We start from the raw sequence: 24945 nt of genomic DNA, 5'->3' as shown, positions 1-24945 counted from the left end.
AAGTGGTTGATATAATTTAACTTACTAATAGGTAAAACCTTCACAATATTTCATCGTAAGTAGTGTGATGAAATATTACATTCTATTACTGCTTCTACTTCCAACGGTTCTTTTAAGTCAAAAAATAGACCATCTTGCCTCTTTCAGAGATATGGGTAGTGAAAGCTATTTCCGATTTAATTATGACAATGATTTCTTCGCGGCTTCAGATAAAAATTACACGCAAGGATATAGTTTTGAGTATGCAAATCCAAGCTTAAAGAAAAATCCAGTAAACCATATTTTCATCAAGCCAAAAGGTAATCACTTCACTTACGGATTATCAGTAGAACATATCGGTTATACACCTAGTGATTATGTTAGTCCAGATATACAAATTGATGATAGACCCTTTGCTGCTGCTATATACCTTAAGAGTTTTGCTGTTGCAACAGATACCATCAAAAAATCAAGATTATCTAAATCGCTAAGTTTAGGACTAATTGGTCCAGGGGCATTTGGTAGAGAAATGCAAACAGCAATTCATAAACTTATTGAAAACAAAACTCCCGGCGGTTGGGACAATCAAATTCAGAACGATTTAGTATTGAACTATAAAATTGGCTACGAGAAACAAATATTCAATTATAAAAACATAGTAAATACACAAGCAATAACTTCGCTACAACTAGGAACTTTATTTACAAATGCATCGTTGGGATTTAATTCTACTATCGGACTATTAGATTATCCGTTCTCTAGAAACAGTACACCGCCAAAGTTTAAATTTTATGCTTTTGTACAGCCAACAGTACATGTCGTTGGTTTTGATGCCACCTTGCAAGGCGGCATTTTTACCAATGACAACCCCTATACCATTTCTTCAAAAAATATAGAAAGGTTAACCGCACAAGTAGATTATGGACTCATACTCAAATACAGAAAATTATATCTAGAATATAGCCGAACATCAATTACCAAAGAGTTCACGTTTGGTAATTCTGCCAATTGGGGCGGTTTTAAAGCAGGTTTTTTATTTGATTAATTACACAACAGGTTCACCATAAAGGTCAAAGTCAGCTGCTTCTGTAATCTTAATATTTACAAACTCACCTTGCTTCACATAATGCTTTGCTGCATCTATTAATACCTCGTTATCAACATCTGGAGAATCGAATTCTGTTCTTCCCACAAAGTAGTTACCTTCTTTACGATCTATAATGCAACGAAACGTCTCCCCTACTTTCTTTTGGTTCAATTCCCAAGAAATTTGAGATTGAATTTCCATGATAATATTGGCGCGCTCTTGTTTTACTTCTTCTGGGACATCGTCTACCAAAGTATAGGCATGAGTATTTTCTTCATGGCTATAGGTAAAACAACCTAAACGCTCAAAACGCATGGCAATTACCCAATTTTTAAGAATCTCGAAATCTTCTTCAGTTTCACCAGGGTAACCTACAATCAAAGTAGTTCTAATGGTCATTTCCGGTACAGCAGCTCTAAACTCCTTTAACAACTTGGTTGTTTTCGCTTCTGTGGTACCGCGACGCATACTTTTAAGAATACGGTCAGATATGTGTTGTAATGGAATATCTAAATAGTTGCAAACCTTTGGTTCTCTATTCATTACATCTAACACATCCATCGGAAAACCTGCAGGAAAAGCGTAATGTAAACGTATCCATTCTATACCTTCTACCTTTACCAAAGCTTCTAAAAGCTCGGCAAGGTTTCTTTTCTTATATAAATCTAACCCGTAGTAGGTTAAATCTTGGGCAATTAAAATAAGCTCTTTGACACCTTTTGCCGCAAGTTTTTCAGCTTCGGTCACCAACTCTTCAATTGGAGTACTCTTATGCTTACCACGCATTAAAGGAATTGCACAGAAAGAACAAGGTCTATCACAACCTTCTGCAATTTTCAAATACGCATAATTCTTAGGTGTCGTCGTCAAACGCTCACCAATCAACTCATGTTTATAATCTGCACCCAGTGCTTTTAACAAACCTGGTAACTCACTGGTACCAAAGTATTCGTCAACATTAGGAATCTCTTTTTGTAAGTCTGGTTTGTAACGCTCACTCAAGCAACCAGTAACAAAAACTTTATCTACCGCACCTACTTCTTTCTTTTGAACATATTCTAAAATGGTATTAACACTTTGCTCTTTAGCATTGGCAATAAAGCCACAGGTGTTAATTACAACTATGTTTCCTTCTTCTTCATGTACAACTTCTTTGTCGTTTGCCTTCAATTGGCCCATGAGTACTTCAGAATCATATACATTCTTTGAACAACCTAGAGTTACTACGTTGATTTTGTTCTTCTTAAGGGTTTTTGTCCTCATAATTTAAATTGGGGTGCAAAAATACGATTTGGGTACTTAAAAACGTTAGATATGGACAAATTTACTTGTAATCTTTATTTGATTACAGTTCATCAAGACCCAAATCTTAAATTAACCATGAAATTCTCCCAATATTTCAGGCTATTTGCCCTATCATTAATTGTAGCTTCATGCTCCAAAGATTCTGAACCTACATCAGAAACTGGTAAAAGTGGCGTACCTCCCGAGGTATCACCTATACCTACAGAAACTTATTTCCCTCCAATTTCAAGAGCTAACGAATGGGAAACCATATCTATGGAAACCTTAGGTTGGAACGAAGATGAAGTAAGTAATCTATATTTCTTCCTAGAAAACAATAATACCGATGCTTTTATTATCCTAAAGGATGGCAGAATAGTAATAGAAAAATACTTTGGCGATTTTAAGTCTGATGACAATCATGCATGGAACTCTGCCGGGAAAAATTTAACGGCAATGCTTACAGGTATTGCACAAGAAGAGGAGTTTCTCAAAATTACAGATACCACATCTACTTATTTAGGTGAGGGCTGGTCAAGCATGCCTTTAGAACAAGAACTGAACATTACCATAAAAAATCAATTGACGATGACCACTGGTCTAGATTATACAGGTGATGATATTTTCTGTACCGAACCAGAATGTCTGTCTTACTTAAATGATCCTGGCACATTTTGGTATTATCATAATGCACCATATACATTATTAGATGATGTCATTGCCAATGCTACCGAAACCGATTTTAATTCCTATTTCTCAGAAAAAATCAAAGAACCAATTGGCATGCAAGGTCTGTTCTTTAAAGTAGGATACAATAATGTATTCTTTAGTTCTGCACGAAGTATGGCTCGTTTTGGAATTTTAAATTTGAATCAAGGTAACTGGGATGGAACACCCATTCTATCTGACCAAAGTTACTTTAACACCATGATCAATAGTTCTCAAGATTTAAATCCTTCTTACGGATATTTGTATTGGTTAAACGGTAAAAGTAGTTTTAGACTACCAAGTACTGTAGAAGAATTTACAGGTAGCTTAATACCTAATGCCCCTGCTGATATGTATGCCGGACTTGGATTAAATGACCAAAAACTATATATGGTGCCAAGCCTAGATTTAGTAGTCGTACGTATGGGCGGTGCTAGTAATGAAGAACTTTTAGGACCTTCTAGTTTCGATAATGAAATATGGGAGCTGATCAATGCTATCATCGATTAGTTTTTCTTTCTATTTAAACACATCTTATATTCGTAGTCTACACTTAGCAAATAAGTATGCTTACTTTTGTATAAAATTGTAAAATGGATTTTAGAAGTATTGCAGAAAAAAGATACACTACACAGAAATATAATGTTTCTAGAAAAATCTCAAATTCAGATATTGAAGATTTAAAACACATTCTAAAATTAAGTCCGTCTTCTATTAATAGTCAACCCTGGTTATTCACATTCGTTTCTAATGAACAGGTGAAAAATGCCTTAGCTGAAGCTTCATATTCTAATGCCCCTAAAATAAAAAATGCTAGTCATTTGGTCGTTTTTAGTGTAATGGATAACCTTGAAGAGTTTGAAAAACGTGTTGAAGAAAATTTACTTGAAAACTCTATTAAGTTTTATAAGCAATACATAAAAACGCAATCAAAAGAGAAAACGGTTAATTGGTTATCTCATCAAGTGTATATTACGTTAGGATTCTTTTTGGCCGCATGTGCATCTATGGAAATAGATTCCACTCCTATGGAAGGTATAGACGCTACTAAATACAAGGACATACTTAGTATTGAAGATCACAAGGTTTTATTTTCAGTGGCAATTGGCTACCGAGATGAAAATGATACTACACAACCCAATTTAATAGGTAAATCTAGATTGGCTGCAGATACCGTGATTCAATCAATTGATTAGTCTAAGATTTTAAACTTCTTTAGCCAATTCAAATACCGTAATTTCTGGTCTTACATTAAAACGCACTTGACGCAAACAACCTAATGCGCTATTAATATACAGTGTTCTTCCGTCTTTTAAATCTTTAATACCGGCATCGTAATTTTTGTTTTTAACGGGTAAAATAAGTGGCGGCAAAAAAGGTGGTTTAACTTGTCCGCCATGAGTATGACCAGAGAGTATCCAACCCTCAAAATTATTCCAAACGGGAAGATCACATACATCCGGATTGTGACATAGGGTAATATTTGCTTTCTCAGGATTGTATTTTGCAATAGCTTTTTCAGGATAAAAATTACTTCCCCAAAAATCATCCATACCCATAAAATTGAGTCCGTTAATTTCCACGGCATCATTTCGCAGCATCGTTACCCCTACATTTTCTAAACTCTTCGTGATTTTTTGCGCGACATCATCTTCTACAAAATCGATTCCATAATCGTGATTACCTAATATACCAATGGTACCCAAAGTGCCTTTAACCACAAATTTTAATACCTCTTGCAACTGGTTTAGTTGTTCATTATCTTCATAGGTAACATAGTCACCGGTATACACCACAAAATCAGGATTCAATTCTTGGGCTTCCCTAAATGAATCTATGATGTATTGATAATCAAAAGAATTGCCAATATGCACATCACTTATTTGCATTACCGTTTTACCAACCAGTGAATCCGGTAAGTTCTTCAAAGGCATATTTACATACACAAACTGCATCCAAAAAGGCTCTATTTGCCAACTGTACAATCCTGTTAACAAACCTAGCCCCGCTACCCACTGAAAAGTCTTTTTGACAAAGTTTCTTCTTTTCATTTTAAGTAATCAAATTTAGTTTTGATATGCTTCAGGTGTCACACGCTTTTGAAATTTGTCTTCATATGATTTTCCCAGCCTTAACAGTTGCGCCTCTGAAAACTGTTTTCCTATAAAAGTTAAGCTTATCGGCTCGCCCGATATTTTATACCCCATAGGTATTGTCAAAGCAGGGTATTTGGCAACTGCAGCATAACCTGCGTGGTAATTATTAATAGATAAAACAGCATCCAGCTTGTACTTATCCATCGCTGTATCGAAGAAAGATCGTCCATTTGTTTCAAGATTAGATTTTATCTCCTCTAATTCGGTCGTTGTAGTAGAATCTGAAAGTATTCCATTGAACAATGCTTGACCATATGGTATTCTAACCAATGAATCCGTATTATTAAATGCCACCGCATCTGTAATTGAAGAAATTTTTACTAATTCAGGGTTGGTATACTCCTTTAGATACGACTTTAAATCATTTCGCATATCAATATTTAAAATACTTAGAAAGCCATCCATGGCAACTTCTGGCGGTGTAAACGTTACAATTGTTGCACCAGCTTCTTTTAAATCTTCAATGGTTTGTTTATAAATACTATCAGTCTCCACCAGTTCTTTGATAGCACCCAATCTCATTTCTGAAAAAGGTATGGGATGTAATCCTGCAGATAAAACACCCGGAAAATTATCTTCTACAGAAGCGGCATCCAATTTATCATAACCCAACATAGCAGACAATAAAATGGCATTATCCTTAACGCTCTTTGTCATAGGACCGGGAGTATCTAATGTGCTAGAAATAGGAACTATGCCTGACCTACTCAATAAGCCTATAGTTGGTTTTAAGCCTACTACAGAATTTTGACTACTTGGTGATAAAATAGAACCCGAGGTTTCCGTACCTACTGCTGCAACTGCATAATTTGCCGCAACGGCCGTACCACTTCCAGAACTTGAACCACCTGTTTCAAAGACTCTTCTCCCGTAAGGATTTAGTGTTTGACCACCATAAGCACTATACCCTACTGGACAACCTGAGCATAAAAAATACGCCCATTCACTTAAATTTACCTTTCCTAAAATTAAAGCACCGTTCTTTTTTAATTGTTGAACGATAAACGAATCATCAACTTCATTATCCATTAAGGCAATTGAACCCGCTGTCGTTTTCATACCCAATGTATTAATATTGTCTTTCAGCAAAATAGGCATACCATAAACTGGGTGCTGAACTTGAGCCGCTATTCCTTTTTCATTCTGCCTATCTAATTCTCGGGCTTGGTTTACTACATCTTTATTAAGAGCGATGACAGTATTTAAAGTTGTCGTATTATCCAGTTCATACTTATAAATACGATGTAAATAAAACAACACTAGATTTTCATAAGTAAGCCTACCCTCTTTTATATGATTTCTAATAACAAAAATATCTTGTTCCAAAATCATGGGAAGTAACTCTTTATATTGAGCCTTAGTAAACTTAGAAACCTCTTCATTCAAAGGCATAAAAACCTCATTCTTATCTAATACCTTAGATTGAATCAGCTTGTACTGCATACGTCCATTCTCGTGATCAGCATTGTCAGCAACTTCAGTAGAATCATTATAGGGAGTCCAAAGAACTACTTCCTCTTTTTTCGTTTCTTGCTTGTTCTTACATGCACTTATAACAATGATTAATAATAATAATAATACAAGTTTTTTCATACTGTTATTTATTTGTTTGAATAGTTTTCCATTTCATGATATCATTCTTGTTCAATCGAACAAATTCATCTTTACCTTCTTTTTCGGCTAGACTTATGGAAATGTTAGATGCATTGATGGCAGCTTCATATTTTTTTAAATCTCCCAATATTAAAGATCTCACCCTATAAAAGTAGTATGTATCACCTCCCAATTCAATTGCTTTATCAACATAATCAAGTGCCTCTTTGGGGTGCAAATCCTGCTCTTGATAATATCGTGCAATTTCGTAATAAGTTTGTGCAGTGGGTTCTTTTAATAATAATTCATCTATCTGTTCTTGCATCATAGATGTTGTATCAAACATTATAGGAATTACTACTTGAGTAGTTCCCCAATTTAAATAAATTGATGCTTGGTTGTGATCAATATTATCGAACGAAATTAAAAATGTCTCCTGAAAATCGTTTTTATGTGTGGGCGTAACCGTAAACCGTAATGCATCTTCTTCAGCATTGTAATTCGCCCTGCCATCTCCCCAATGTGTAGTATTGTTATGAAAAACTATTTGCCATTCTTCTTCCTCAGGAAAAGCATATAGGGCATAAGTACCTTTAGCAAGTTTATTTCCATCTATTAAAACATCAGTACTAAAAGTAATTTTGGTAGATTCATTGGCTCCTACCCTCCAAATACGACCGTTAGGTACTAGACCAGGTTCACCGTTAGGTTGATTGCCAAATAAAGTGCGACCTTTAGCAGATGGTCTTGAATATGCTATAGTAATTTTTGAAAGCCCGACTTCTTGTTCAATCTTAGCAAACGGACTAGCTTTAGGGTGGTTCATTTGCCCCCAACTCAGATTACATATTAAAAGAGGAAGTATGAACCAGCCGTATCTCAATTTTAAATTTTAAAGAATGAATCTACAAACTCGTGCTTATTGAAAGCCTGTAAATCTTCGATACCTTCACCTACACCAATATACTTTACCGGAATTTTGAATTGATCAGAAATACCGATAACAACACCACCTTTTGCCGTACCATCTAATTTGGTGATGGCTAAGGCAGTTACTTCCGTAGCCTTTGTAAACTGTTTTGCTTGTTCAAATGCATTTTGACCTGTAGAACCATCTAATACCAATAATACTTCATGCGGCGTATCTTCAACTACCTTCTGCATTACACGTTTAACCTTGGTCAACTCATTCATTAAGTTCACCTTATTATGCAAACGCCCAGCCGTATCTATGATAACTACATCTGCATCTTGGGTAACGGCAGAACTCAACGTATCAAAAGCAACGGATGCAGGATCACTTCCCATTTGTTGTTTTACAATGGGTACATCTACACGATCAGCCCAAACTTGTAACTGATCAATTGCAGCTGCTCTAAATGTATCTGCAGCACCCAACACTACTTTTAAACCCTGGTTTTTAAATCTATGTGCCAACTTACCAATAGTGGTTGTTTTACCAACACCATTTACACCAACGACCATTATTACATAGGGCTTTTTATCTTTTGGTATCTGAATATCGCCAGTTTCACTGTCATTAGTTTCAGAAAGTAGACCAGCAATTTCAGCTCTTAAAATAGAGTTAAGCTCATCTGTACCTACATACTTATCTCGAGCTACCCTTGCTTCTATTCTTTCAATAATTTTCAATGTAGTATCTACACCAACATCTGAAGAAACCAGTACTTCTTCAAGATTATCTAGAACATCATCATCAACTTTAGACTTACCGGCAACTGCTTTTCCTAATTTAGAAAAAAAGCTTGTTTTTGTTTTCTCCAAACCTTTATCTAAGGTTTCCTTTTTCTGAGAAGAAAATATTTTTTTAAATAAACTCATTTTTGATTGTATGGTTAGTCAAATATAAAAAATTAAAAAGCCCCTTTCGTAGGAAAGGGGCTCAATAACTACTAAAAGTTATATTTCTTATTTCTTGGCAATCCAAGCATCTACCAATTCTGGTGGCATTACTTGTTCTACAAAAACGTAAGCACCTGATTTTGGTGACTTAACCATTTTTATAGCTTTTGTCAATCTTTTAGAACTTGTCTGTAAACTTGCTACGGTTTTCTTAGCCATGACTTATATTTTTTGTGATTCTCTAAAGTGAAAATCTATTTAATTTCTTTGTGAAGGGTCATTCTCTTAAGAATAGGATTGAATTTTTTAATTTCCAATCTCTCAGGAGTATTCTTCTTATTCTTGGTAGTGATATATCTTGAAGTACCTGGTTGACCAGATTCTTTATGCTCAGTGCATTCTAATATAACTTGTATTCTATTACCTTTCTTTGCCATCTTATCGCTCTATTTTCCAGATTACTTAATAACGAATCCTTTTGCTTTTGCTTCTTTTAAAACAGCAGATATACCTTTCTTATTGATACTTTTTAAAGCTCTTGTAGATACTTTAAGAGTTATCCAACGGTCTTCCTCTGGAATGTAAAAACGTTTTTTAGATAGATTTACATCAAATCTTCTTCTAGTTTTATTAATGGAAAACGAAACATTGTTTCCAAACATCGCCTTCTTACCCGTAATTTCACAAACTTTTGACATCGTGCTGACTTTTTCTTTTAAACAGGGTGCAAATTTATATCTTTTTTATCGTTCCAACAACAATAAAGATCACATTTTTAAAATTTCTTTTTGAAGAAGCTCAAATGCCTTATTCACAGACTTTTCCACAACTCTCTCACGGGTGCTTCCCATTTGAAATTTTTGTACATATTTTGACTTCGGACCATCGATCGCAATAAATACCGTTCCAACCTCTGCATTTGAATCTCCTTTTGTAGGTCCTGCATTACCAGTTGTTGCTATTGCATAATCGGTTTTTAGCAATTCTTTTGCCCCTTTTGCCATTGCCGTAGCAACTTCTGCACTAACTACAGAATATTGATCTACAATTTCTTTAGGTACATTCAATACATTTATTTTTGCTTCTGTAGCATAACTGACCACACTTCCTTTAAAATAATTGGACGCACCAGGTATTGAAGTAATCTTCTCGGCAATTTTACCACCTGTAAAACTCTCTGCAGTGGATAAGGTTAAATTTTTGCTAGTCAATAATTTCGCTACAATCTCTTCTATACTTTCGTCATCTTCAAGACCGAATATAATATCATCGATTAAAGGGTGTAATTTTTCAATTTCAGCGTTCATCGCCGTTTCCAACTCATCAAGACTAGGTCCTTTACCCGATAAACGCAACCTCACTTTACCTAGATTAGGTAAATAAGCTAATTTTATATTAACCGGCAATGCACCTTCCCAAACCTCTAAACGTTTGGCAATTGCACTTTCTCCCAAACCATAAGTAACTACAGTTCTATGGATAATATGTGGTCTTTTATAATAAGATGCCAATTTAGGAATCACAGATTCCGTCATTAGGTGCTTCATTTCAAAAGGCACACCCGGCATAGAAATAAACGTAACTTCATTTTCCCTTATCAACATACCAGGAGCGGTACCATTGGCATTATGTAAGACTTCTGCCTTACTAGGTACTAGAGCCTGCATCCTATTGATATCGGATATTGGGGTATTACTTATATATTTTGCGAACAGCTCTTCTACATGCGCCAATACCTCTGCGTTCTCAATAAGGGTATCATTAAAGAACTCACATAAAGTATGTTTGGTAATGTCATCTTTTGTAGGACCCAGACCACCTGTGATGATGACTACATCTACGCGTTCTGATGCATCTTTAAAAGCATTTAATAAATGTTCGCGTTCATCTTGAATAGAAGTTATTTGATAAACCGAGATACCAATCTTATTTAACTCCTTACCTATAAATGCAGAGTTGGTATCAATAACTTGACCGATGAGAATTTCATCGCCAATAGTAATAATTTCTGCAAGCATTATAACTGGAAGTCATTTTTTAATTCTGCCACAACCTGATTGATATCGGTCTTTAGCATTGGAAATCTTTTCTCGATCTCCGCCATATTAGCCTCTTGCTTACCTAAAGTTTCTAACTCCAAGGCTATGGCACGTGTTTGTTCCATTCCTAGCAGATCAACATTTGGCTTTATTTTATGAGCAAGTTTATATACTTGATCATGGTCTTTTTCTTGAAGGGCTTTTTCTAGAGCCTCTAAATCTTCAGGTACTTCTTCCAAAAAAACAGATATAACAGAATTTATAAAATCCTGATCCCCCTCTGCCATCTCATTAATCTTATCCAGGCTATAAATCATTACTTAATTTTTAAGTTAAAAAGCTCTTTGTCTTCCAAACTACCCGTAAGATAGTCATTTGGACTTATTTTCCCAACACCCGCAGGTGTTCCGGTAAAAATAATATCTCCTTTTTTTAACATAAAGAACGTTGAAACATAAGCAATTATTTCATCTATCTTCCAAAGCATTAAACTGGTATTGCCATCTTGAACGACTTCACCATTCTTTAACAACTTAAAATTTAGGTTATTAATATCCTCAAAATCAGTTTTAGGAAGCCATTCCCCTATCACAGCAGCACCATCAAAACCTTTCGATTTTTCCCATGGCAACCCCTTATCTTTTAATTTCGATTGCAAATCTCTTGCAGTAAAATCTATACCCAATCCTATTTCATCATAGTAAGTAGGTGCAAATTCCTTAGCTATATGCTTACCTACTTTTTTAATTTTCACCAAGACCTCAACCTCATAATGCACATTATCCGTAAATTCTGGAATATAAAAATCTTGCTGTTTAGGCAAAACAGATGAATCTGGCTTTATAAAAACCACCGGTTCTTCCGGTCTCTCATTCTTCAGTTCATCAATATGTGCTGTATAATTTCTACCTATGCATATAATTTTCATCCGGACTTATTTTTTCTTAGATAATTTTAAACTGATGGCAGGTATTAAGTTTTCATTATTACCAGGTGCCTTTATCCCAAATTCATTCCACTCGCCCATACCGTAAACCATAGTTTTAAAATTTTGATTCTTCTGATATACCGCAGCAAATGTAGGAGCAAAACGATCTTCCACTACATTCTTATTTGTAATGGCGTGTTTGTACGTATTTGTATACCAATTATAAGGAAGGAAAATCCACTCTAGTCCAATATACACACCTTCGTCTGGCATTCTTATACCCATGCTTGAAAGATCTATGGAAACATAATCTTCTTTTGTAGAGCTCTCTAATATGATGCTTTTGCGAATTAAATCGTGATTTGGTTTACGTGTCTTTATATCTACATCATAAACACGAAGTCTAAATTTAGACGAAGCTCTTTTAAACTTGCTATTCTGTTGTACATGAATAGTTATTTTCTGCAGATACTTTTTGGCAGCACCTATATTTGGAAAATATAAAGCCAATACCCAAGGGGTCTCTGCAGAGGAGAATCCACTTTTAATACTATACGAGCTCACAGGATTTAACACTTGTGAATCACCCAAACTTTGAGAAACCACCACTTCTTCAAGCTCAAAGGTTTCTTCTTTCATGTAAATTTTCTTCTGTTCAGAAATTACCTTTGCAGGCATTATGGTGTCTTTAAATCCTAATGCTGAAATATGCACCTCCCGCTCTAAATATGATTCAGGAACATCTATATAAAAATATCCTTTTTCATCACTAGAAGTTCCTTTGAGCGTTTTTAAAAAACTTATGTTGGCATACGGCACTGCGGTTTTGGTTTTATCATCATATACATGACCTTCAACCAAAACTTCTTGGGCGTGACCAACACCCATTATCAATAAAAATAATACTAAACAAATTCTCATTTTAACCTAATTTATTATTGAGTTTGCTCAGTTTAATTTGAGTAAGAATCTTTTTAGTATATAATGGGAAATCTGCATTTAGCATCCACCCAAAATAACCTGGTTCATTTTCTAAAACCGCATGTACTTTTTTGCCTTTATGCTTACCAAAAGAGAAAACTTCTTCTCCTTCTTCATCCATTGCTATAAAACCTGCGAAATCTACAGATTGCTTTCTTCTTGAGAATTCTGATAGTTTTTTAATATTGTTTTCCAAGTCAGGATACCTATCTAACTGAGAAAGCAACACCTCATAAGTAGCATTAGTATCTGCCGCAGCACTGTGGGCATCGGTAAGGTCTTTATCGCAATAAAATTTATAAGCAGCTTCTAGGGTACGTTTTTCCATTTTATGAAAAATGGTCTGTACATCTACAGATACCGTATTTTTCATATCAAAATCTATATCTGCACGCAATAATTCTTCTGCCAACAAAGGAATATCGAATCGGTCAGAATTGAATCCACCTAAATCACTATCCTTTATAATCTTATAAATTTCTTTAGAAAGTTCTTTGAAGGTTGGCTCGTTAGCCACCTTTTCATTGGTAATACCATGAACGGCAATTACCTCTTCCGGTATCACCATTTCAGGATTCACCAGCCATGTTTTACTTTCTTTATTACCGTTAGGGTATACTTTTAAAATCGCTATTTCTACAATACGATCTTTTGCCACATTGATCCCAGTTGTCTCTAAATCAAAGAAACAAATAGGTCTGGTAAGCTTTAATTCCATAAGTGTTCAACTTTTAACAAAAATACACTTTCGTTTTTTAGACACATAAAATTACTAGGGATTAATTTTATTTCAAATCAAAAAGCTGAAGAAAATACGGATTTGCCTAAATAGTAAATCCATTTTACTTTAACCAAATCAACATGTATAATGAATTAAAAACTATACAATTAGAAAAAAAATACCCCATTATACATTTTGTATAATGGGGTACTATAATTATAATATCTCTTTAGGTTTACACCTCTCTATTAACATCCCAACCTTCCAGATAGTCTGCAACAGCTTTGGCGAACATACTACCTAAAGCGCCATTAACCACTCTGTGATCATAGCTATGAGATAAATACATTTTACTACGTACTGCAATTACATCACCTTCCGAAGTTTCAATAACCGAAGGAATTTTTCTTATAGCTCCTAATGCCATAATACCAACCTGTGGCTGATTGATTATAGGAGTTCCAAACACACTACCAAACGTACCAACATTGGTTACCGTATAAGTACCACCCTGCACCTCATCTGGCTTAAGCGCATTGTTTCTAGAACGGTCTGCCAAATCATTTACAACTTTAGCTATACCTAATAGATTTAATTGATCCGCATTTTTTATTACCGGCACTATCAAATTACCATCTGGCAGAGCTGCCGCCATACCTATATTAATATTCTTCTTTTTTATAACCGTATCACCATCAACTGAAATATTCATCATAGGATATTTCTTTAATGCCACGGCAACAGCTTCCATAAAAATTGGTGTGAACGTAAACTTCTCACCTTCTCTTTTAAAGAATGCATCTTTAATTTTATTACGCCATGTAACAATATTGGTTACATCTACCTCTATAAAACTCTGTACATGTGCAGATGTAGTAACACTATCCGTCATATGTTTGGCAATTAACTTGCCCATTCTAGTCATAGGTATTACCTCATCGCCACGAGAAACCTGCATTTTTGGTTTTTCTGGAGCAGGGGCATTAGCTGGCGTTGGTGCTGGAGCACTTGCCGGAGCGGCCGGTGCCGCCTTAGCCGTCACTGCAGGCGCTGCAACTTTTTCCTGTGTTGGAGCGGGGGCAGCTACCTTAACCGGTGCCTCAACCCTATCTTGTACAACAACTCTTTCTGGAGTTGCTACCTTTGCAACCGGCTTACTTTCTCCGGTTTTAACGTAGTTTAATATATCATCTTTGGTTACTCTGCCGTCCTTGCCTGTTCCTGAAATTGTTTCAAGAACTTCAAAAGAAATACCTTCTTCTTTTGCTATGTTCTTAACTAAAGGAGAGTAAAAACGATCAGAAGTTCCATTTAATTGCGCCGTAGATGTCTCTGCTCTTGCATGCATCACCGCTGATTCTGCCGCTGCAACCATTTCTTGAAGAACCGGCTCTGGTTCTGCTATATCTTGAACGGTATCTGTAGAATCACTTACATCAACATCACCACCTACTTGAATTATTGCTACTGTTTGACCTACCTCTACCACATCATCAACATTAAAGCATTTTTCAATTAAAACACCATCAACCTCACTTGGCACTTCACTATCAACCTTATCCGTAGCAATTTCAAAAATGGCTTCGTCCATCTCAATCGTATCACCTACCTCTTTCAACCATGACGTCAATGTTGCTTCTGCAACACTCTCTCCCATACGTGGTAGTTTCAATTCAAATTTTGACATATCGATAATTTAAAGCTTGTTTTGTTTATGTTTTTTGCAAAAATAATAAAATAAATACCTTTTTATTGATATTTAAACGAAAATCAAGTACTAATCTTGTCTTAACGACCCTTCAAATGGCACCCTATTTAAGATACTACGACCCAAAGTGACCTCATCTGCATACTCCAATTCATCGCCAACCGCTATTCCTCTTGCTATGGTAGACGTTTTTACATCCAATCCTTCTATCTGTCTAAAAATATAAAAATTGGTGGTATCGCCCTCCATGGTAGAACTCAACGCAAAAATCAACTCCTTTATTACGCCTTTTCTCACTTTATCCACCAAAGTTCCTATTTTCAAATTTTGTGGACCAATGCCTTCCATAGGGGATATTTTACCACCAAGAACATGGTACTTACCCCTAAATTGACCTGTATTTTCAATTGCCATGACATCTCTAATATCTTCAACGACACAAACCAATGCGCCATCTCTTTTAGGATTGGCACATATTTCGCACATGGTCGTATCTGAAATATTATGGCAATTTTCACAAAATTGTATTCTACCTCTTAAATCTACTAAAGACGTAGAAAGATTTTCTGTACGCTGTTCTGGCTGTTTTAATAAATGCAATACCAAACGTAATGCAGTACGCTTACCAATACCTGGTAATTGCGAAACTTCATACACTGCGTTTTCCAATAATTTAGATGAGAAATCCATAAGTTTTTGTCGGGATAAATTTACAACTAAACTTGAAAATCAACTCTTACGGTTTTCATAAAATTATTTAACATTTAAAAATTATCGAAAAAATCTTACCAACAACCGCTATTTTACGTAACCAGCTTCAATAGCAGTAAGCAACATTGCCAATTTAATAGCTTCTGCACCATTTTCATTTAACCACCATTCATGAAGTGAATGTGCTCCACCGCCAATACCTCCTCTACCAATGGTAATTGCCGGTATGCCCATTGAAATAGGAATATTACTATTTGTAGAACCCCTAGTAAGACTTGGCTTATAACCAAATAAATTAGTAGCACTAATGGCACGTTGCACTAAAGGAGTGTCTAATGAAAGCTCGCCCGATGGTCTATCGCCAATTTTTATAAGCTCTAATGATATTTCATCATCAATACCTGTTTTATTATATGCCTTTAAAGCAGTTTCCATAGATTCTTTAAAAATAGCTTCTACTTCTTTTAATCGACCACTATCAACAGACCGCATATCAACTTCCATCCAAGATTCAAAAGGAATAGAATTAACCGAAGTACCTCCTCCTATTCTACCAATATTAAAACTTGTTTTAGCTCCTTCATCGGTAAATGCTTTAGCATTTTCAGTAAACTCCTTAATAGCAAAACCAAGTGCATGATGTGGATTTGCCAATCCGAATGCACCCCATGAATGCCCTCCTTTTCCTTTAAACAGCGCCTTATACCTTACAGAACCTAATCCCGCATTATTAACTCTGCCAACCGTACCACCATCTATAGATATCCATGAATCTATTTTTGTAGCCCCATCTCTGAACAAATGCTTTACCCCACGTAAATCTCCTAATCCTTCTTCACCTACAGAACCAACAAACCAAACATCTGCCTCAGTACTTACATCAGCTTTCTTCATAGCTTTAAAAATAGCTAGTAACATTGCTAACCCTCTGGTATCATCTCCAACGCCTGGTGCAACTAAAGTATCTCCTTTTTTAACCACTTTTACATTTGTCCCTTCTGGGAATACGGTATCTAAATGAGCATCTAAAACAACTATTTTACCGCCCATTGTTCCTTTTTTTATTGCTATAACATTACCGACTTCATCTATTGAAACTTCATCTAAACCTGCTTCCATAAACATTTCCTTAAATGCTTCTGCCCTCTCAGCTTCCATAAAAGGTGGAGCAGGAATTTCTGTTAACGTAATTAAATCACGTTCTGTTTCATCCTCGATAGCATCTATAATCTCAAAAGCATTTTTTATTTTTTTATCTTTTAGAAGCTTACCGACTGCCTTATCAATTTTCTTATCCGCAACTACACTCTCTTGACCCTTTAATACATTACTTAATAGCAAGCCGAAAATCAGTAAACCTAAAAAGCTTTTATTTTTCAAAAGATGCCCCTTATTCATAATTATTTTTATTTAGAATTTGATATTCGATAAGGTATCAAAATTAAATCGGTAATAAAATGTAAACCAACTTTATCAGTTCTTAATTAAAGTATTCTCAAATTAAGCTCCAAGATTTTAAGTTATCTCACAAGCTCCTTTAACTTTTTGTAATTTGCCGCAAATTTTACACCATGAACGCCTCTCATATTTTACTTTTAATTTCTGGCTACTTTGTTTTACTGTTGATTATTTCATATTTCACTGGTAAAAACGATTCTAACGAAGATTTTTTTAAAGCAGGTAAACAGTCGCCATGGTATTTGGTAGCATTTGGTATGGTGGGCGCCTCTTTATCTGGTGTTACCTTTATTTCTGTACCAGGTTGGGTAAAGGCTTCTGAATTCAGCTATATGCAAGTTGTTTTTGGGTATTTTTTAGGCTACATGGTTACCGCGTTTGTACTGCTTCCTATTTATTACAAGCAGAATGTAACCTCTATTTATCAGTATTTAGATGATAGATTTGGTTTTGTAAGTTATAAAGTGGGTGCTATTTCATTTTTTATCTCTAGAGTGCTTGGCGCTGCTTTTCGTTTATTTCTGGTAGCTATTGTTCTTCAGCAATTCGTGTTCGATGCTTGGAACGTTCCTTTTGAAATTACTGTTATTCTATCCATACTACTAATTTGGATCTATACTTTTAAAGGCGGAATTAAAACAATTGTTTGGACCGATACCTTGCAAACTTTGTTTATGTTGATATCAGTGGGGTTATCCATTTATTTTATACTCGAAAAAATGGATTGGACTTTTATGGAGTTTCTAAACTCTCCTGAATTAGGTCAGTATAGCAAAACCTTTTTTATTGACGATCTTTCTTCTAAAAACCATCTGGTAAAATCGTTTTTAGGTGGAATGTTCATTACCATATGCATGACGGGACTTGATCAAGATATGATGCAAAAAAACCTAACATGTAGAAACTTAGGTGAGGCTCAAAAAAATATGGTTAGCTTCAGTATTGTATTGGTGGTAGTTACATTTGTTTTTATGCTTCTTGGTGCTCTGTTATTTATTTATGCAGATGCACACAACATTGCATTACCCCTTATGGACGGCTCACCGAAGTCTGATCTTTTATTTCCAGAAATAGCACTAAATAGTGGTTTAGGCATAACGGTTGCCGTAACGTTTATGTTAGGTTTAATTGCAGCTGCTTACAGTAGCGCAGACAGTGCACTTACCTCTTTGACCACATCATTTTGTATAGATTTTCTTGGAACAGAGAAAAAATCTGAACAAATAGCAAAAAAGACCCGTAGAATGACCCATGTAGGCATGAGCATTTTGTTAATTCTAGTGGTTATATCTTTTAAATATATATTGGATAAAAATGTAATTGACGGGCTGCTCACTGTTGCCTCATACACCTACGGACCGTTACTAGGATTATTCTCTTTCGGAATTTTCACCAAACATCAAGTAAAAGATAAATATGTATGGATTGTAGCTCTGGTTTGCGTCTCCATAATTCTCATTATAGCGAAGCTACCTAGTGACTATTTTGGTGGTTATGTCTTCGGATATGAACTTTTACCGTTGAATGGTCTGCTAACCTTTGTAGGATTATGGCTCATTCGTAAAAAAAGGCTGTAGCCAGTATTAGCGATATTACTTAATATTGACCAGTTCCTAAAAGTACCAAGGTACAAGCTACATCCACCTCTATACCGCTATTTTCCAATAGCTTATAAAACTCGTAATTTTCCGTTCCGGGATTAAAAATCACTCGTTTTGGTGCCAAAGAAATAATACTATTATAATATTCTTCTTGTCTTTTTGGATTAATATATAGGGTAATTGTATGAATATCACTAATTTTGTCTAAAGTGTTATTGATACTGACACCAGAAACCTCACCTTCACTTAATCCAAAAGCTAAGGTTTCAACCCCCGAATCAACAAGTCTATGTATCGCTAAATTGCTATATCGATTTGGTTTTAAGGAGGCTCCGAACACTAGGGTCTTTTTCATGATAAAAAAATGTTAAAAGAGGACTAATATGTAACTAATAAGACAATATTTCGTCTATTAGTAAAGTTAGATACTCTTACGAGTTTAAAAATATTGTTGGTAACGCTATATGTTTATAGTTAATGGTTAGTGTTTAGTATAGCCTATCAGCATTTGAAGCCCGGCTTCCAATTTATTTTGGAATGTTCGGGTTTCTTCTTTTTTACACTTGACAAAAGCTTACCATATTAAGTGCACTTCATTTTTTCGATATATCGAATGAAGAAGTAACATTTAGAACATAATTACGTCTATTACTTTATATAGGGATGTTTAATAAAGAAGATTGGTTGGTTTTTTCTTATTAAGTAAAACTATATAGCACCCATAGCCAAAACTATGGGTGCTTTATTTTTACCATCTAATAATTACACTGCCCCAGGTAAAACCACTACCAAATGCAGCTAAAACAACTAAGTCTCCACTTTTCACCTTACCTTCTTCCCATGCTTCTGTAAGTGCAATAGGGATAGATGCAGCTGTAGTGTTACCATATTTCATAATGTTATTGAAAACCTGGTCATCACTTAACTGAAATTTCTTTTGAATAAATTGAGATATTCTCAAGTTAGCTTGATGCGGAACCAACAAATCAATATCGGTCGCATTCAATTTATTTTTCTCCAAACCTTCTACAATAACCTCACTGAAACGAACAACTGCATTTTTAAATACAAATTGACCATTCATATGCGGATAATAAGATTCGTCATTAGGATCGTTATCTTCAATGATATCGGTTACCCATCTATTACCCATACCAGGTGCAATTAAAGAAAGCTCTTCTGCATGCTGACCTTCTGAATGTAGATGTGTTGACAATATACCTTTGGTAGTATCTTCTTCTCTAGTTAATACTGCCGCACCGGCACCATCACCGAAAATTACTGAAACTCCCCTACCTCTTGTGGTCATATCCAAACCATGAGAATGTAATTCAGAACCAATAACTAGTACATTTTTATACATACCCGTTTTTATATACTGATCTGCAATAGAAACAGCATACACAAAACCAGAACATTGATTTCTAACGTCTAATGCACCAACAGTTTTAATACCTAAATCTCGTTGTACCAATACACCAGGACCAGGGAAATAATAATCAGGACTCAAAGTTGCAAAAATGATAAAATCAATATCATCCTTATCTATACCAGCTCTTTCAATGGCAACTTTAGCGGCTTTCACACCCATAGTCGTGGTGGTGTCTCCATCACCTCTAACTACATGTCTTCTTTCTTTAATACCGGTTCTTTCTTGAATCCAAGCATCATTAGTATCCATCACTTTTGACAAATCATCGTTTGTCACTACGTTTTCAGGTACATAATGACCTAAGCCGATTATTTTTGAATTATACATAGTAATTTTTTAATCCTGATAAAACTCAGGTTGAATTAGTGTTGCAATATAAACAACTATTAAGAAATTTTTTTGAAAATATAACAATCATCTATTATTAAAATAAGCGAGAAATTACAAACTCAAATATTTCTGGTAGTCGTTTACTTTAATATTTGATTTTAAATCATGAAGAAGATTATAAAGACCAAAGAAGGTACGGTTCATGTACAAGAAATGCTTGGAACCTCTATTTCCATTCATTTTCCGTATTTGCTTATCTGAAGAGAATTGTTCTCCTAACGCCGCTATTTCACTCCAAAAAACCTCATCGCCAAAATCAAAATCTTCATTGTGAAATGGTGATGTAAATAAACTTAGCAATTGATGAAATATCGATTTAAAAAATAATATTTCTTCTGGAGTATCATTAGGCATCAATATTTCAAGCTCGTATAACTTTTCTGTAAACTTTTTATCATTTGATATCACCTCTGGTTTTGCCAGTTCAAAATACGGCACATAGAAAGAATCTGGCACTTCCTTAATGCAACCAAAATCAATTGCAATAAGCTCTTCATTATCATTCACCAAAAAATTACCAGGGTGAGGATCGGCATGTACTTTTCTTAATCCGTGAATTTGAAACATGTAGAAATCCCACAATGCCTGACCTAACTTATCTCCTGTTGCCTGAGAAAAATCTGTTTTTGTAAATTCACTCAAGTGTTTACCGGTCATCCAATCCATTGTAATTATACGTGAACTAGATAATTCTGTATAATATTTTGGGAAATTGATATTAGGTATTACTGAACATGCTTCGGTAATCTCTTTACTTTGTGAAACTTCTAAAATATAGTCTGTCTCTTCTACCAGTTTATTTTCAACTTCCTTAAAATATTTATCTGAATCTTTACCTTGAAGATTGAACATACGAATAGCAATAGGCTTTACAATCGCCAAATCGCTACTTATACTTTGTGCTACACCTGGATACTGAATTTTTACCGCTAAATTTTTACCGTCTTTGGTGGCTTTATGCACCTGACCTATACTAGCGGCATTTATTGAATCTTTATCGAATGTATCAAAAACTTCCTCTGGATACTTATCTAAATACTTTTTAAAAGTCTTTCTAACTAATGGTGCCGATAAAGGGGGAACTGAAAATTGTGAAAGTGAAAACTTCTCTACATAAGCATTAGGCAGTAAATTTTTCTCCATGCTCAACATCTGTGCAACCTTAAGCGCACTACCCTTCAACGATTTTAATCCGTCATAAATATCTGCGGCATTATCTTCGTTTAATTCGTCTTTAGTCGTGTCTGGATTTATGATTTTCTTGCCCAAATACTTGGCATAATTACCACCAATTTTAGCTCCGGTTTTCACCAGCTTGCTTGCACGCTCTATTTTTCCGGTAGGTATTTTATCAAGTGTTTTCAAATCGTATGATTTAGATTAGGCAAAGGTTTCCTTGTAAAGAAATTTCCCGAAGTCTAGAATATTCTCTAGTGGTGTGTTATCAAACACATCGAAAATGGTGTTTACAGATTTTTCAATAGCTACATCTGTTTTCTCAAATGCGGCAGAATCATCCGATTTCCAAAAATTCATTAAAAATATGGTCTGTAACCATGCCCCTTCTGAAAACAATTGCGGATTGTGTTTCGTAATTTTTAAATTCTTGTCTGCATTGCCATCTGCAATCAAGCCCTTAGAAAACTCCTTAATGTTTTTTCTAAGCCCTTTTAACTGCTCCATATTTTTGAACGGACCAGAAGCACTATCCATTATATATAAGATATAACTTCTATTCAATGTCAGTACTTCAAAAAAGGTATAGAAAAACGTAAGCATCTTTTCTCTATTGGTAAAATCTTGATACTCTTTATTTTTCTCTATTACACTAACTGTATTGAAATAAAATGTATTCCAAATACCTTTCTTAATGGCATCTATTGATCCAAAATGAAGATAAAAATCTGATTCTTCAATAGCATTTACTTTACAAAATTTATAGACCGTTTTAGGTAACTTCTCGTTTTCTAAAACGTAGTCCATAAACATTGTTATAATCGTCTCTTTTGTTACTTTTTTGGCTTTTGCAGGCATATCAAATTATTTTTATATGAGGTACGATGCAGATTTCATAGTTAGAAGATTTCATAAAACGTTAGTCTTTATTTAGCAAAAACGTGCTATTTTTAAATAGCACGTTTTCAAAACAACCTAACCAATAAATAATCAACATGTGATTATGCTTAAAATTCTTTTTCATAGCACTTTTTCATAACCACAAAACAAATATACATTATGTTTAACGTTTTTTAATATTTAATAAACAAAAATATATGTTAAACTTTTAAAGGCAGTAAACTGTCAGTTTGTCACAATATGCTATTGTGGTATTTTTTTTGATCAATAGCAACGAACAATCATTATTAATTATGGCCGCACTAACTGTGGCATAAAAAATATAAAAAATGGCAACAGGTAAAATTAATGTGTCCGTAGACAACATTTTTCCACTGATCAAGAAGTTCTTGTACAGTGATCACGAAATTTTTCTAAGAGAGTTAATTTCGAATGCAACCGATGCAACCTTAAAAATGAAGCACTTGACCACAATTGGCGAGGCAAAGGTTGAATATGGTAACCCTATTATAGAGGTTAAAGCAGACAAAGAAGGCAAAAAACTACATATCATTGACCAAGGTCTTGGTATGACAGAAGAAGAAGTAAAGAAATATATTAACGAGGTAGCTTTCTCTGGTGCTGAAGAGTTCTTGAACAAGTATGAGGACTCTGCTAAAGATTCAGGAATTATTGGTCATTTTGGACTTGGATTCTATTCTGCGTTTATGGTTGCCCATAAAGTAGAGATTATCACCAAGAGTTTTAAAGATGAGCCAGCGGTTCATTGGTCATGTGACGGTTCTCCAGAATTTATCATGGAACCAGCAGAAAAAGAAACGCGTGGTACGGAAATCATTCTTCATATCGCAGATGATTCTACCGAGTTTTTAGAAGATGGTAAAATAAACGAGCTTTTAAGTAAGTATAACAAGTTCATGCCTATTCCGATCAAATTTGGAATGAAAACTGAAACCTTACCAAAACCTGAAGGTGCAAAAGAAGAAGATCCTGCACCTACGAAAGAGGTTGATAATATCATTAACAACCCTAACCCAGCATGGACAAAGCAACCTGCAGATTTAAAGCCAGAAGACTATAAGAGTTTTTACAGAGAGCTTTACCCAATGCAGTTCGAAGAGCCTTTATTTCATATTCATTTAAATGTAGATTATCCTTTTAACCTTACTGGTATTCTATATTTCCCAAAACTTTCTAACGATTTAAATCAGCAGAAAGATAGAATTCAACTATACCAAAATCAAGTATTCGTTACTGATAACGTTGAAGGTATCGTTCCTGAATTCTTGACCATGTTACGTGGTGTTATAGATTCTCCAGATATTCCGCTAAACGTATCTCGTTCGTATTTACAGGCTGATGGTGCGGTAAAGAAAATATCTTCTTACATCACTAGAAAGGTGGCTGATAAAATGAACTCGCTGTTCAAAAATGATCGTGCCGAGTTTGAAGCGAAGTGGAACGATATTAAAATCGTTATTGAATACGGAATGCTTTCTGAAGATAAGTTCTTTGATAAAGCAGATAAGTTTGCACTTTACCCAACCGTAGATGGTTCTTACTTTACGTTTGAAGAATTGCAAGAGAAAATAAAAGATACACAGACAGACAAAGACGGAAAAACAGTTATTCTTTACGCATCTGACAAAGAAGCACAACACAGTTACATTGAAACTGCCAAGGCTAAAGGTTATGAAGTGCTGTTATTAGATTCGCCTATCATCGGTCACTTAATGCAGAAGCTAGAAAGCTCTAAAGAGAATATTTCTTTTGCACGTGTAGATGCCGATCATATTGACAAATTGATCCAAAAGGAAGAAACTCAAATCTCTAAATTATCTGAAGAAGAAAAAGAGACCTTGAAGAAAGAATTGGAAGAAGCTATTACTGATAAAAGCTTTACAGTTCAATTAGAAGCTATGGATAGCGATTCTTCTCCGTTCACTATTACAGAGCCTGAGTTTATGCGTCGTATGAAAGAAATGCAACAGACTGGCGGTGGCGGTGGTATGTTCGGTATGGGTTCTATGCCAGACATGTACAACCTGATCGTTAATACGAATCACCCATTGGTTAGCGAGTTTCTAAACACAAAGACAGCGAAGAAAAAAGAGCGATTGATCAATCAATCACTAGACTTGGCGAAGTTATCTAAAGGGTTACTTAAAGGTAAAGCTTTAACAGATTTCATTAAGCGTAGCTACGAGATGGTAAAGTAATTTCCATTTCC

Annotated in this window: 25 protein-coding genes; 5 read left to right on the top strand and 20 right to left on the bottom strand. The window is 35.0% G+C overall.

Annotated features, from left to right (window positions below; translation table 11 throughout):
• Positions 1-67: 67 nt before the first annotated feature.
• Positions 68-1024, top strand: coding sequence for a lipid A deacylase LpxR family protein (locus tag ACJJVP_RS11095; protein WP_405413688.1), 957 nt, complete (start codon positions 68-70; stop codon positions 1022-1024).
• On the opposite strand, the gene rimO is transcribed toward ACJJVP_RS11095, so the two are convergent.
• Positions 1025-2329 (bottom strand): 30S ribosomal protein S12 methylthiotransferase RimO, encoded by a 1305-nt coding sequence (gene rimO, locus ACJJVP_RS11090; protein WP_405413686.1) that lies wholly within the window; start codon positions 2327-2329, stop codon positions 1025-1027.
• A gap of 51 nt (positions 2330-2380) precedes the next feature.
• Between rimO and ACJJVP_RS11085 the strand changes: the two genes are divergently transcribed.
• Both ACJJVP_RS11085 and ACJJVP_RS11080 read left to right on the top strand, forming a co-directional pair.
• Positions 2381-3568, top strand: coding sequence for a serine hydrolase domain-containing protein (locus tag ACJJVP_RS11085; protein WP_405413683.1), 1188 nt, complete (start codon positions 2381-2383; stop codon positions 3566-3568).
• An 83-nt stretch (positions 3569-3651) separates the two neighbouring features.
• Positions 3652-4254, top strand: a complete 603-nt coding sequence (locus ACJJVP_RS11080; RefSeq protein WP_405413681.1) for a nitroreductase family protein — start codon at positions 3652-3654, stop codon at positions 4252-4254.
• A gap of 9 nt (positions 4255-4263) precedes the next feature.
• Here ACJJVP_RS11080 and ACJJVP_RS11075 read toward each other — a convergent pair whose 3' ends face one another.
• The 15 genes from ACJJVP_RS11075 to ACJJVP_RS11005 all read right to left on the bottom strand — a co-directional run bounded on the left by ACJJVP_RS11075 (position 4264) and on the right by ACJJVP_RS11005 (position 17156).
• Complete coding sequence (locus tag ACJJVP_RS11075) at positions 4264-5109, bottom strand: metallophosphoesterase (RefSeq protein ID WP_405413678.1); 846 nt, start codon at positions 5107-5109, stop codon at positions 4264-4266.
• 15 nt (positions 5110-5124) lie between these two features.
• Positions 5125-6807, bottom strand: a complete 1683-nt coding sequence (locus ACJJVP_RS11070; RefSeq protein ID WP_405413677.1) for an amidase family protein — start codon at positions 6805-6807, stop codon at positions 5125-5127.
• Positions 6808-6811: 4 nt separating this feature from the next.
• Positions 6812-7633, bottom strand: a complete 822-nt coding sequence (locus ACJJVP_RS11065; protein WP_405413674.1) for a DUF2911 domain-containing protein — start codon at positions 7631-7633, stop codon at positions 6812-6814.
• Positions 7634-7692: 59 nt separating this feature from the next.
• Positions 7693-8649, bottom strand: coding sequence for a signal recognition particle-docking protein FtsY (gene ftsY / locus ACJJVP_RS11060; RefSeq protein WP_036155858.1), 957 nt, complete (start codon positions 8647-8649; stop codon positions 7693-7695).
• Between the two features lie 87 nt (positions 8650-8736).
• Positions 8737-8889 carry a DUF4295 domain-containing protein gene (locus ACJJVP_RS11055; RefSeq protein WP_071340023.1) on the bottom strand — a complete coding sequence of 51 codons (153 nt, stop codon included), beginning with the start codon at positions 8887-8889 and terminating at the stop codon, positions 8737-8739.
• A 35-nt stretch (positions 8890-8924) separates the two neighbouring features.
• Positions 8925-9107 carry a 50S ribosomal protein L33 gene (gene rpmG / locus ACJJVP_RS11050; RefSeq protein WP_027067805.1) on the bottom strand — a complete coding sequence of 61 codons (183 nt, stop codon included), beginning with the start codon at positions 9105-9107 and terminating at the stop codon, positions 8925-8927.
• A gap of 21 nt (positions 9108-9128) precedes the next feature.
• Positions 9129-9368: a 50S ribosomal protein L28 gene (gene rpmB, locus ACJJVP_RS11045; RefSeq protein ID WP_036155860.1), complete on the bottom strand. Its 240-nt coding sequence runs from the start codon at positions 9366-9368 to the stop codon at positions 9129-9131.
• A 69-nt stretch (positions 9369-9437) separates the two neighbouring features.
• The gene (locus ACJJVP_RS11040; RefSeq protein WP_405413670.1) at positions 9438-10688 is read right to left on the bottom strand and encodes a competence/damage-inducible protein A; all 1251 of its coding nucleotides are present in this window, start codon (positions 10686-10688) and stop codon (positions 9438-9440) included.
• Complete coding sequence (locus ACJJVP_RS11035; protein ID WP_036155865.1) at positions 10688-11026, bottom strand: Hpt domain-containing protein; 339 nt, start codon at positions 11024-11026, stop codon at positions 10688-10690. Before ACJJVP_RS11035 ends, ACJJVP_RS11040 begins: the two co-directional genes overlap by 1 nt.
• Complete coding sequence (locus ACJJVP_RS11030) at positions 11026-11637, bottom strand: fumarylacetoacetate hydrolase family protein (protein ID WP_405413666.1); 612 nt, start codon at positions 11635-11637, stop codon at positions 11026-11028. The genes ACJJVP_RS11035 and ACJJVP_RS11030 overlap by 1 nt, the downstream gene beginning before the upstream one ends.
• Positions 11638-11643: 6 nt before the next feature.
• A complete protein-coding gene (locus tag ACJJVP_RS11025) occupies positions 11644-12558 on the bottom strand; it encodes a carboxypeptidase-like regulatory domain-containing protein (RefSeq protein WP_405413664.1) in 915 nt (304 codons plus the stop codon).
• A 1-nt stretch (position 12559) separates the two neighbouring features.
• Positions 12560-13336, bottom strand: coding sequence for an exonuclease domain-containing protein (locus ACJJVP_RS11020; RefSeq protein WP_405413661.1), 777 nt, complete (start codon positions 13334-13336; stop codon positions 12560-12562).
• 238 nt (positions 13337-13574) lie between these two features.
• Positions 13575-15026: a dihydrolipoamide acetyltransferase family protein gene (locus ACJJVP_RS11015; RefSeq protein WP_405413658.1), complete on the bottom strand. Its 1452-nt coding sequence runs from the start codon at positions 15024-15026 to the stop codon at positions 13575-13577.
• 90 nt (positions 15027-15116) lie between these two features.
• Positions 15117-15737 carry a recombination mediator RecR gene (gene recR / locus ACJJVP_RS11010; RefSeq protein WP_405413656.1) on the bottom strand — a complete coding sequence of 207 codons (621 nt, stop codon included), beginning with the start codon at positions 15735-15737 and terminating at the stop codon, positions 15117-15119.
• A gap of 108 nt (positions 15738-15845) precedes the next feature.
• Positions 15846-17156 carry a M20/M25/M40 family metallo-hydrolase gene (locus ACJJVP_RS11005; RefSeq protein WP_405413653.1) on the bottom strand — a complete coding sequence of 437 codons (1311 nt, stop codon included), beginning with the start codon at positions 17154-17156 and terminating at the stop codon, positions 15846-15848.
• Positions 17157-17329: 173 nt separating this feature from the next.
• Here ACJJVP_RS11005 and ACJJVP_RS11000 point away from each other — a divergent pair, with 173 nt between their 5' ends.
• A complete protein-coding gene (locus ACJJVP_RS11000; protein ID WP_405413651.1) occupies positions 17330-18793 on the top strand; it encodes a sodium:solute symporter in 1464 nt (487 codons plus the stop codon).
• 19 nt (positions 18794-18812) lie between these two features.
• Here ACJJVP_RS11000 and ACJJVP_RS10995 read toward each other — a convergent pair whose 3' ends face one another.
• From ACJJVP_RS10995 to ACJJVP_RS10980, 4 genes are all read right to left on the bottom strand, one after another.
• On the bottom strand, positions 18813-19172 hold the full coding sequence (locus ACJJVP_RS10995; RefSeq protein WP_405413649.1) for a CoA-binding protein: 360 nt from the start codon (positions 19170-19172) through the stop codon (positions 18813-18815).
• A 393-nt stretch (positions 19173-19565) separates the two neighbouring features.
• Positions 19566-20576, bottom strand: a complete 1011-nt coding sequence (locus tag ACJJVP_RS10990; RefSeq protein ID WP_405413647.1) for a 3-oxoacyl-ACP synthase III family protein — start codon at positions 20574-20576, stop codon at positions 19566-19568.
• 114 nt (positions 20577-20690) lie between these two features.
• Entirely contained in the window at positions 20691-22004 is a 1314-nt protein-coding gene (locus ACJJVP_RS10985; RefSeq protein ID WP_405413644.1) for an ABC1 kinase family protein, read from the bottom strand.
• A 15-nt stretch (positions 22005-22019) separates the two neighbouring features.
• Positions 22020-22673: a TetR family transcriptional regulator C-terminal domain-containing protein gene (locus tag ACJJVP_RS10980; RefSeq protein ID WP_405413641.1), complete on the bottom strand. Its 654-nt coding sequence runs from the start codon at positions 22671-22673 to the stop codon at positions 22020-22022.
• Between the two features lie 371 nt (positions 22674-23044).
• Here ACJJVP_RS10980 and htpG point away from each other — a divergent pair, with 371 nt between their 5' ends.
• Positions 23045-24934, top strand: a complete 1890-nt coding sequence (htpG, locus tag ACJJVP_RS10975; protein ID WP_405413638.1) for a molecular chaperone HtpG — start codon at positions 23045-23047, stop codon at positions 24932-24934.
• Positions 24935-24945 lie beyond the last annotated feature (11 nt).

Source organism: Maribacter sp. Asnod1-A12, from assembly GCF_045063735.1.
In the GTDB taxonomy this organism is placed as follows: domain Bacteria; phylum Bacteroidota; class Bacteroidia; order Flavobacteriales; family Flavobacteriaceae; genus Maribacter.
The sequence above is the reverse complement of the archived record's forward strand: the minus strand, read 5'-3'. Positions and strand labels throughout refer to the sequence as shown.

Coding starts and splice junctions, on each gene's coding strand:
- ACJJVP_RS11080 (WP_405413681.1), top strand. CDS start 3,652: ATGGATTTTAGAAGTATTGCAGAAAAAAGATACACTACACAGAAATAT.
- rpmB (WP_036155860.1), bottom strand. CDS start 9,368: ATGTCAAAAGTTTGTGAAATTACGGGTAAGAAGGCGATGTTTGGAAAC.
- htpG (WP_405413638.1), top strand. CDS start 23,045: ATGGCAACAGGTAAAATTAATGTGTCCGTAGACAACATTTTTCCACTG.
- ACJJVP_RS11015 (WP_405413658.1), bottom strand. CDS start 15,026: ATGTCAAAATTTGAATTGAAACTACCACGTATGGGAGAGAGTGTTGCA.
- rpmG (WP_027067805.1), bottom strand. CDS start 9,107: ATGGCAAAGAAAGGTAATAGAATACAAGTTATATTAGAATGCACTGAG.
- ACJJVP_RS11040 (WP_405413670.1), bottom strand. CDS start 10,688: ATGCTTGCAGAAATTATTACTATTGGCGATGAAATTCTCATCGGTCAA.
- ACJJVP_RS11070 (WP_405413677.1), bottom strand. CDS start 6,807: ATGAAAAAACTTGTATTATTATTATTATTAATCATTGTTATAAGTGCA.
- ACJJVP_RS11065 (WP_405413674.1), bottom strand. CDS start 7,633: ATGAACCACCCTAAAGCTAGTCCGTTTGCTAAGATTGAACAAGAAGTC.
- ACJJVP_RS11085 (WP_405413683.1), top strand. CDS start 2,381: ATGGACAAATTTACTTGTAATCTTTATTTGATTACAGTTCATCAAGAC.
- ACJJVP_RS10995 (WP_405413649.1), bottom strand. CDS start 19,172: ATGAAAAAGACCCTAGTGTTCGGAGCCTCCTTAAAACCAAATCGATAT.
- ACJJVP_RS11035 (WP_036155865.1), bottom strand. CDS start 11,026: ATGATTTATAGCCTGGATAAGATTAATGAGATGGCAGAGGGGGATCAG.
- ACJJVP_RS10990 (WP_405413647.1), bottom strand. CDS start 20,576: ATGTATAATTCAAAAATAATCGGCTTAGGTCATTATGTACCTGAAAAC.
- ACJJVP_RS11020 (WP_405413661.1), bottom strand. CDS start 13,336: ATGGAATTAAAGCTTACCAGACCTATTTGTTTCTTTGATTTAGAGACA.
- ACJJVP_RS11055 (WP_071340023.1), bottom strand. CDS start 8,889: ATGGCTAAGAAAACCGTAGCAAGTTTACAGACAAGTTCTAAAAGATTG.
- ACJJVP_RS11030 (WP_405413666.1), bottom strand. CDS start 11,637: ATGAAAATTATATGCATAGGTAGAAATTATACAGCACATATTGATGAA.
- recR (WP_405413656.1), bottom strand. CDS start 15,737: ATGGATTTCTCATCTAAATTATTGGAAAACGCAGTGTATGAAGTTTCG.
- ACJJVP_RS11005 (WP_405413653.1), bottom strand. CDS start 17,156: ATGAATAAGGGGCATCTTTTGAAAAATAAAAGCTTTTTAGGTTTACTG.
- rimO (WP_405413686.1), bottom strand. CDS start 2,329: ATGAGGACAAAAACCCTTAAGAAGAACAAAATCAACGTAGTAACTCTA.
- ACJJVP_RS11000 (WP_405413651.1), top strand. CDS start 17,330: ATGAACGCCTCTCATATTTTACTTTTAATTTCTGGCTACTTTGTTTTA.
- ACJJVP_RS11095 (WP_405413688.1), top strand. CDS start 68: ATGAAATATTACATTCTATTACTGCTTCTACTTCCAACGGTTCTTTTA.
- ACJJVP_RS11025 (WP_405413664.1), bottom strand. CDS start 12,558: ATGAGAATTTGTTTAGTATTATTTTTATTGATAATGGGTGTTGGTCAC.
- ACJJVP_RS10980 (WP_405413641.1), bottom strand. CDS start 22,673: ATGCCTGCAAAAGCCAAAAAAGTAACAAAAGAGACGATTATAACAATG.
- ftsY (WP_036155858.1), bottom strand. CDS start 8,649: ATGAGTTTATTTAAAAAAATATTTTCTTCTCAGAAAAAGGAAACCTTA.
- ACJJVP_RS11075 (WP_405413678.1), bottom strand. CDS start 5,109: ATGAAAAGAAGAAACTTTGTCAAAAAGACTTTTCAGTGGGTAGCGGGG.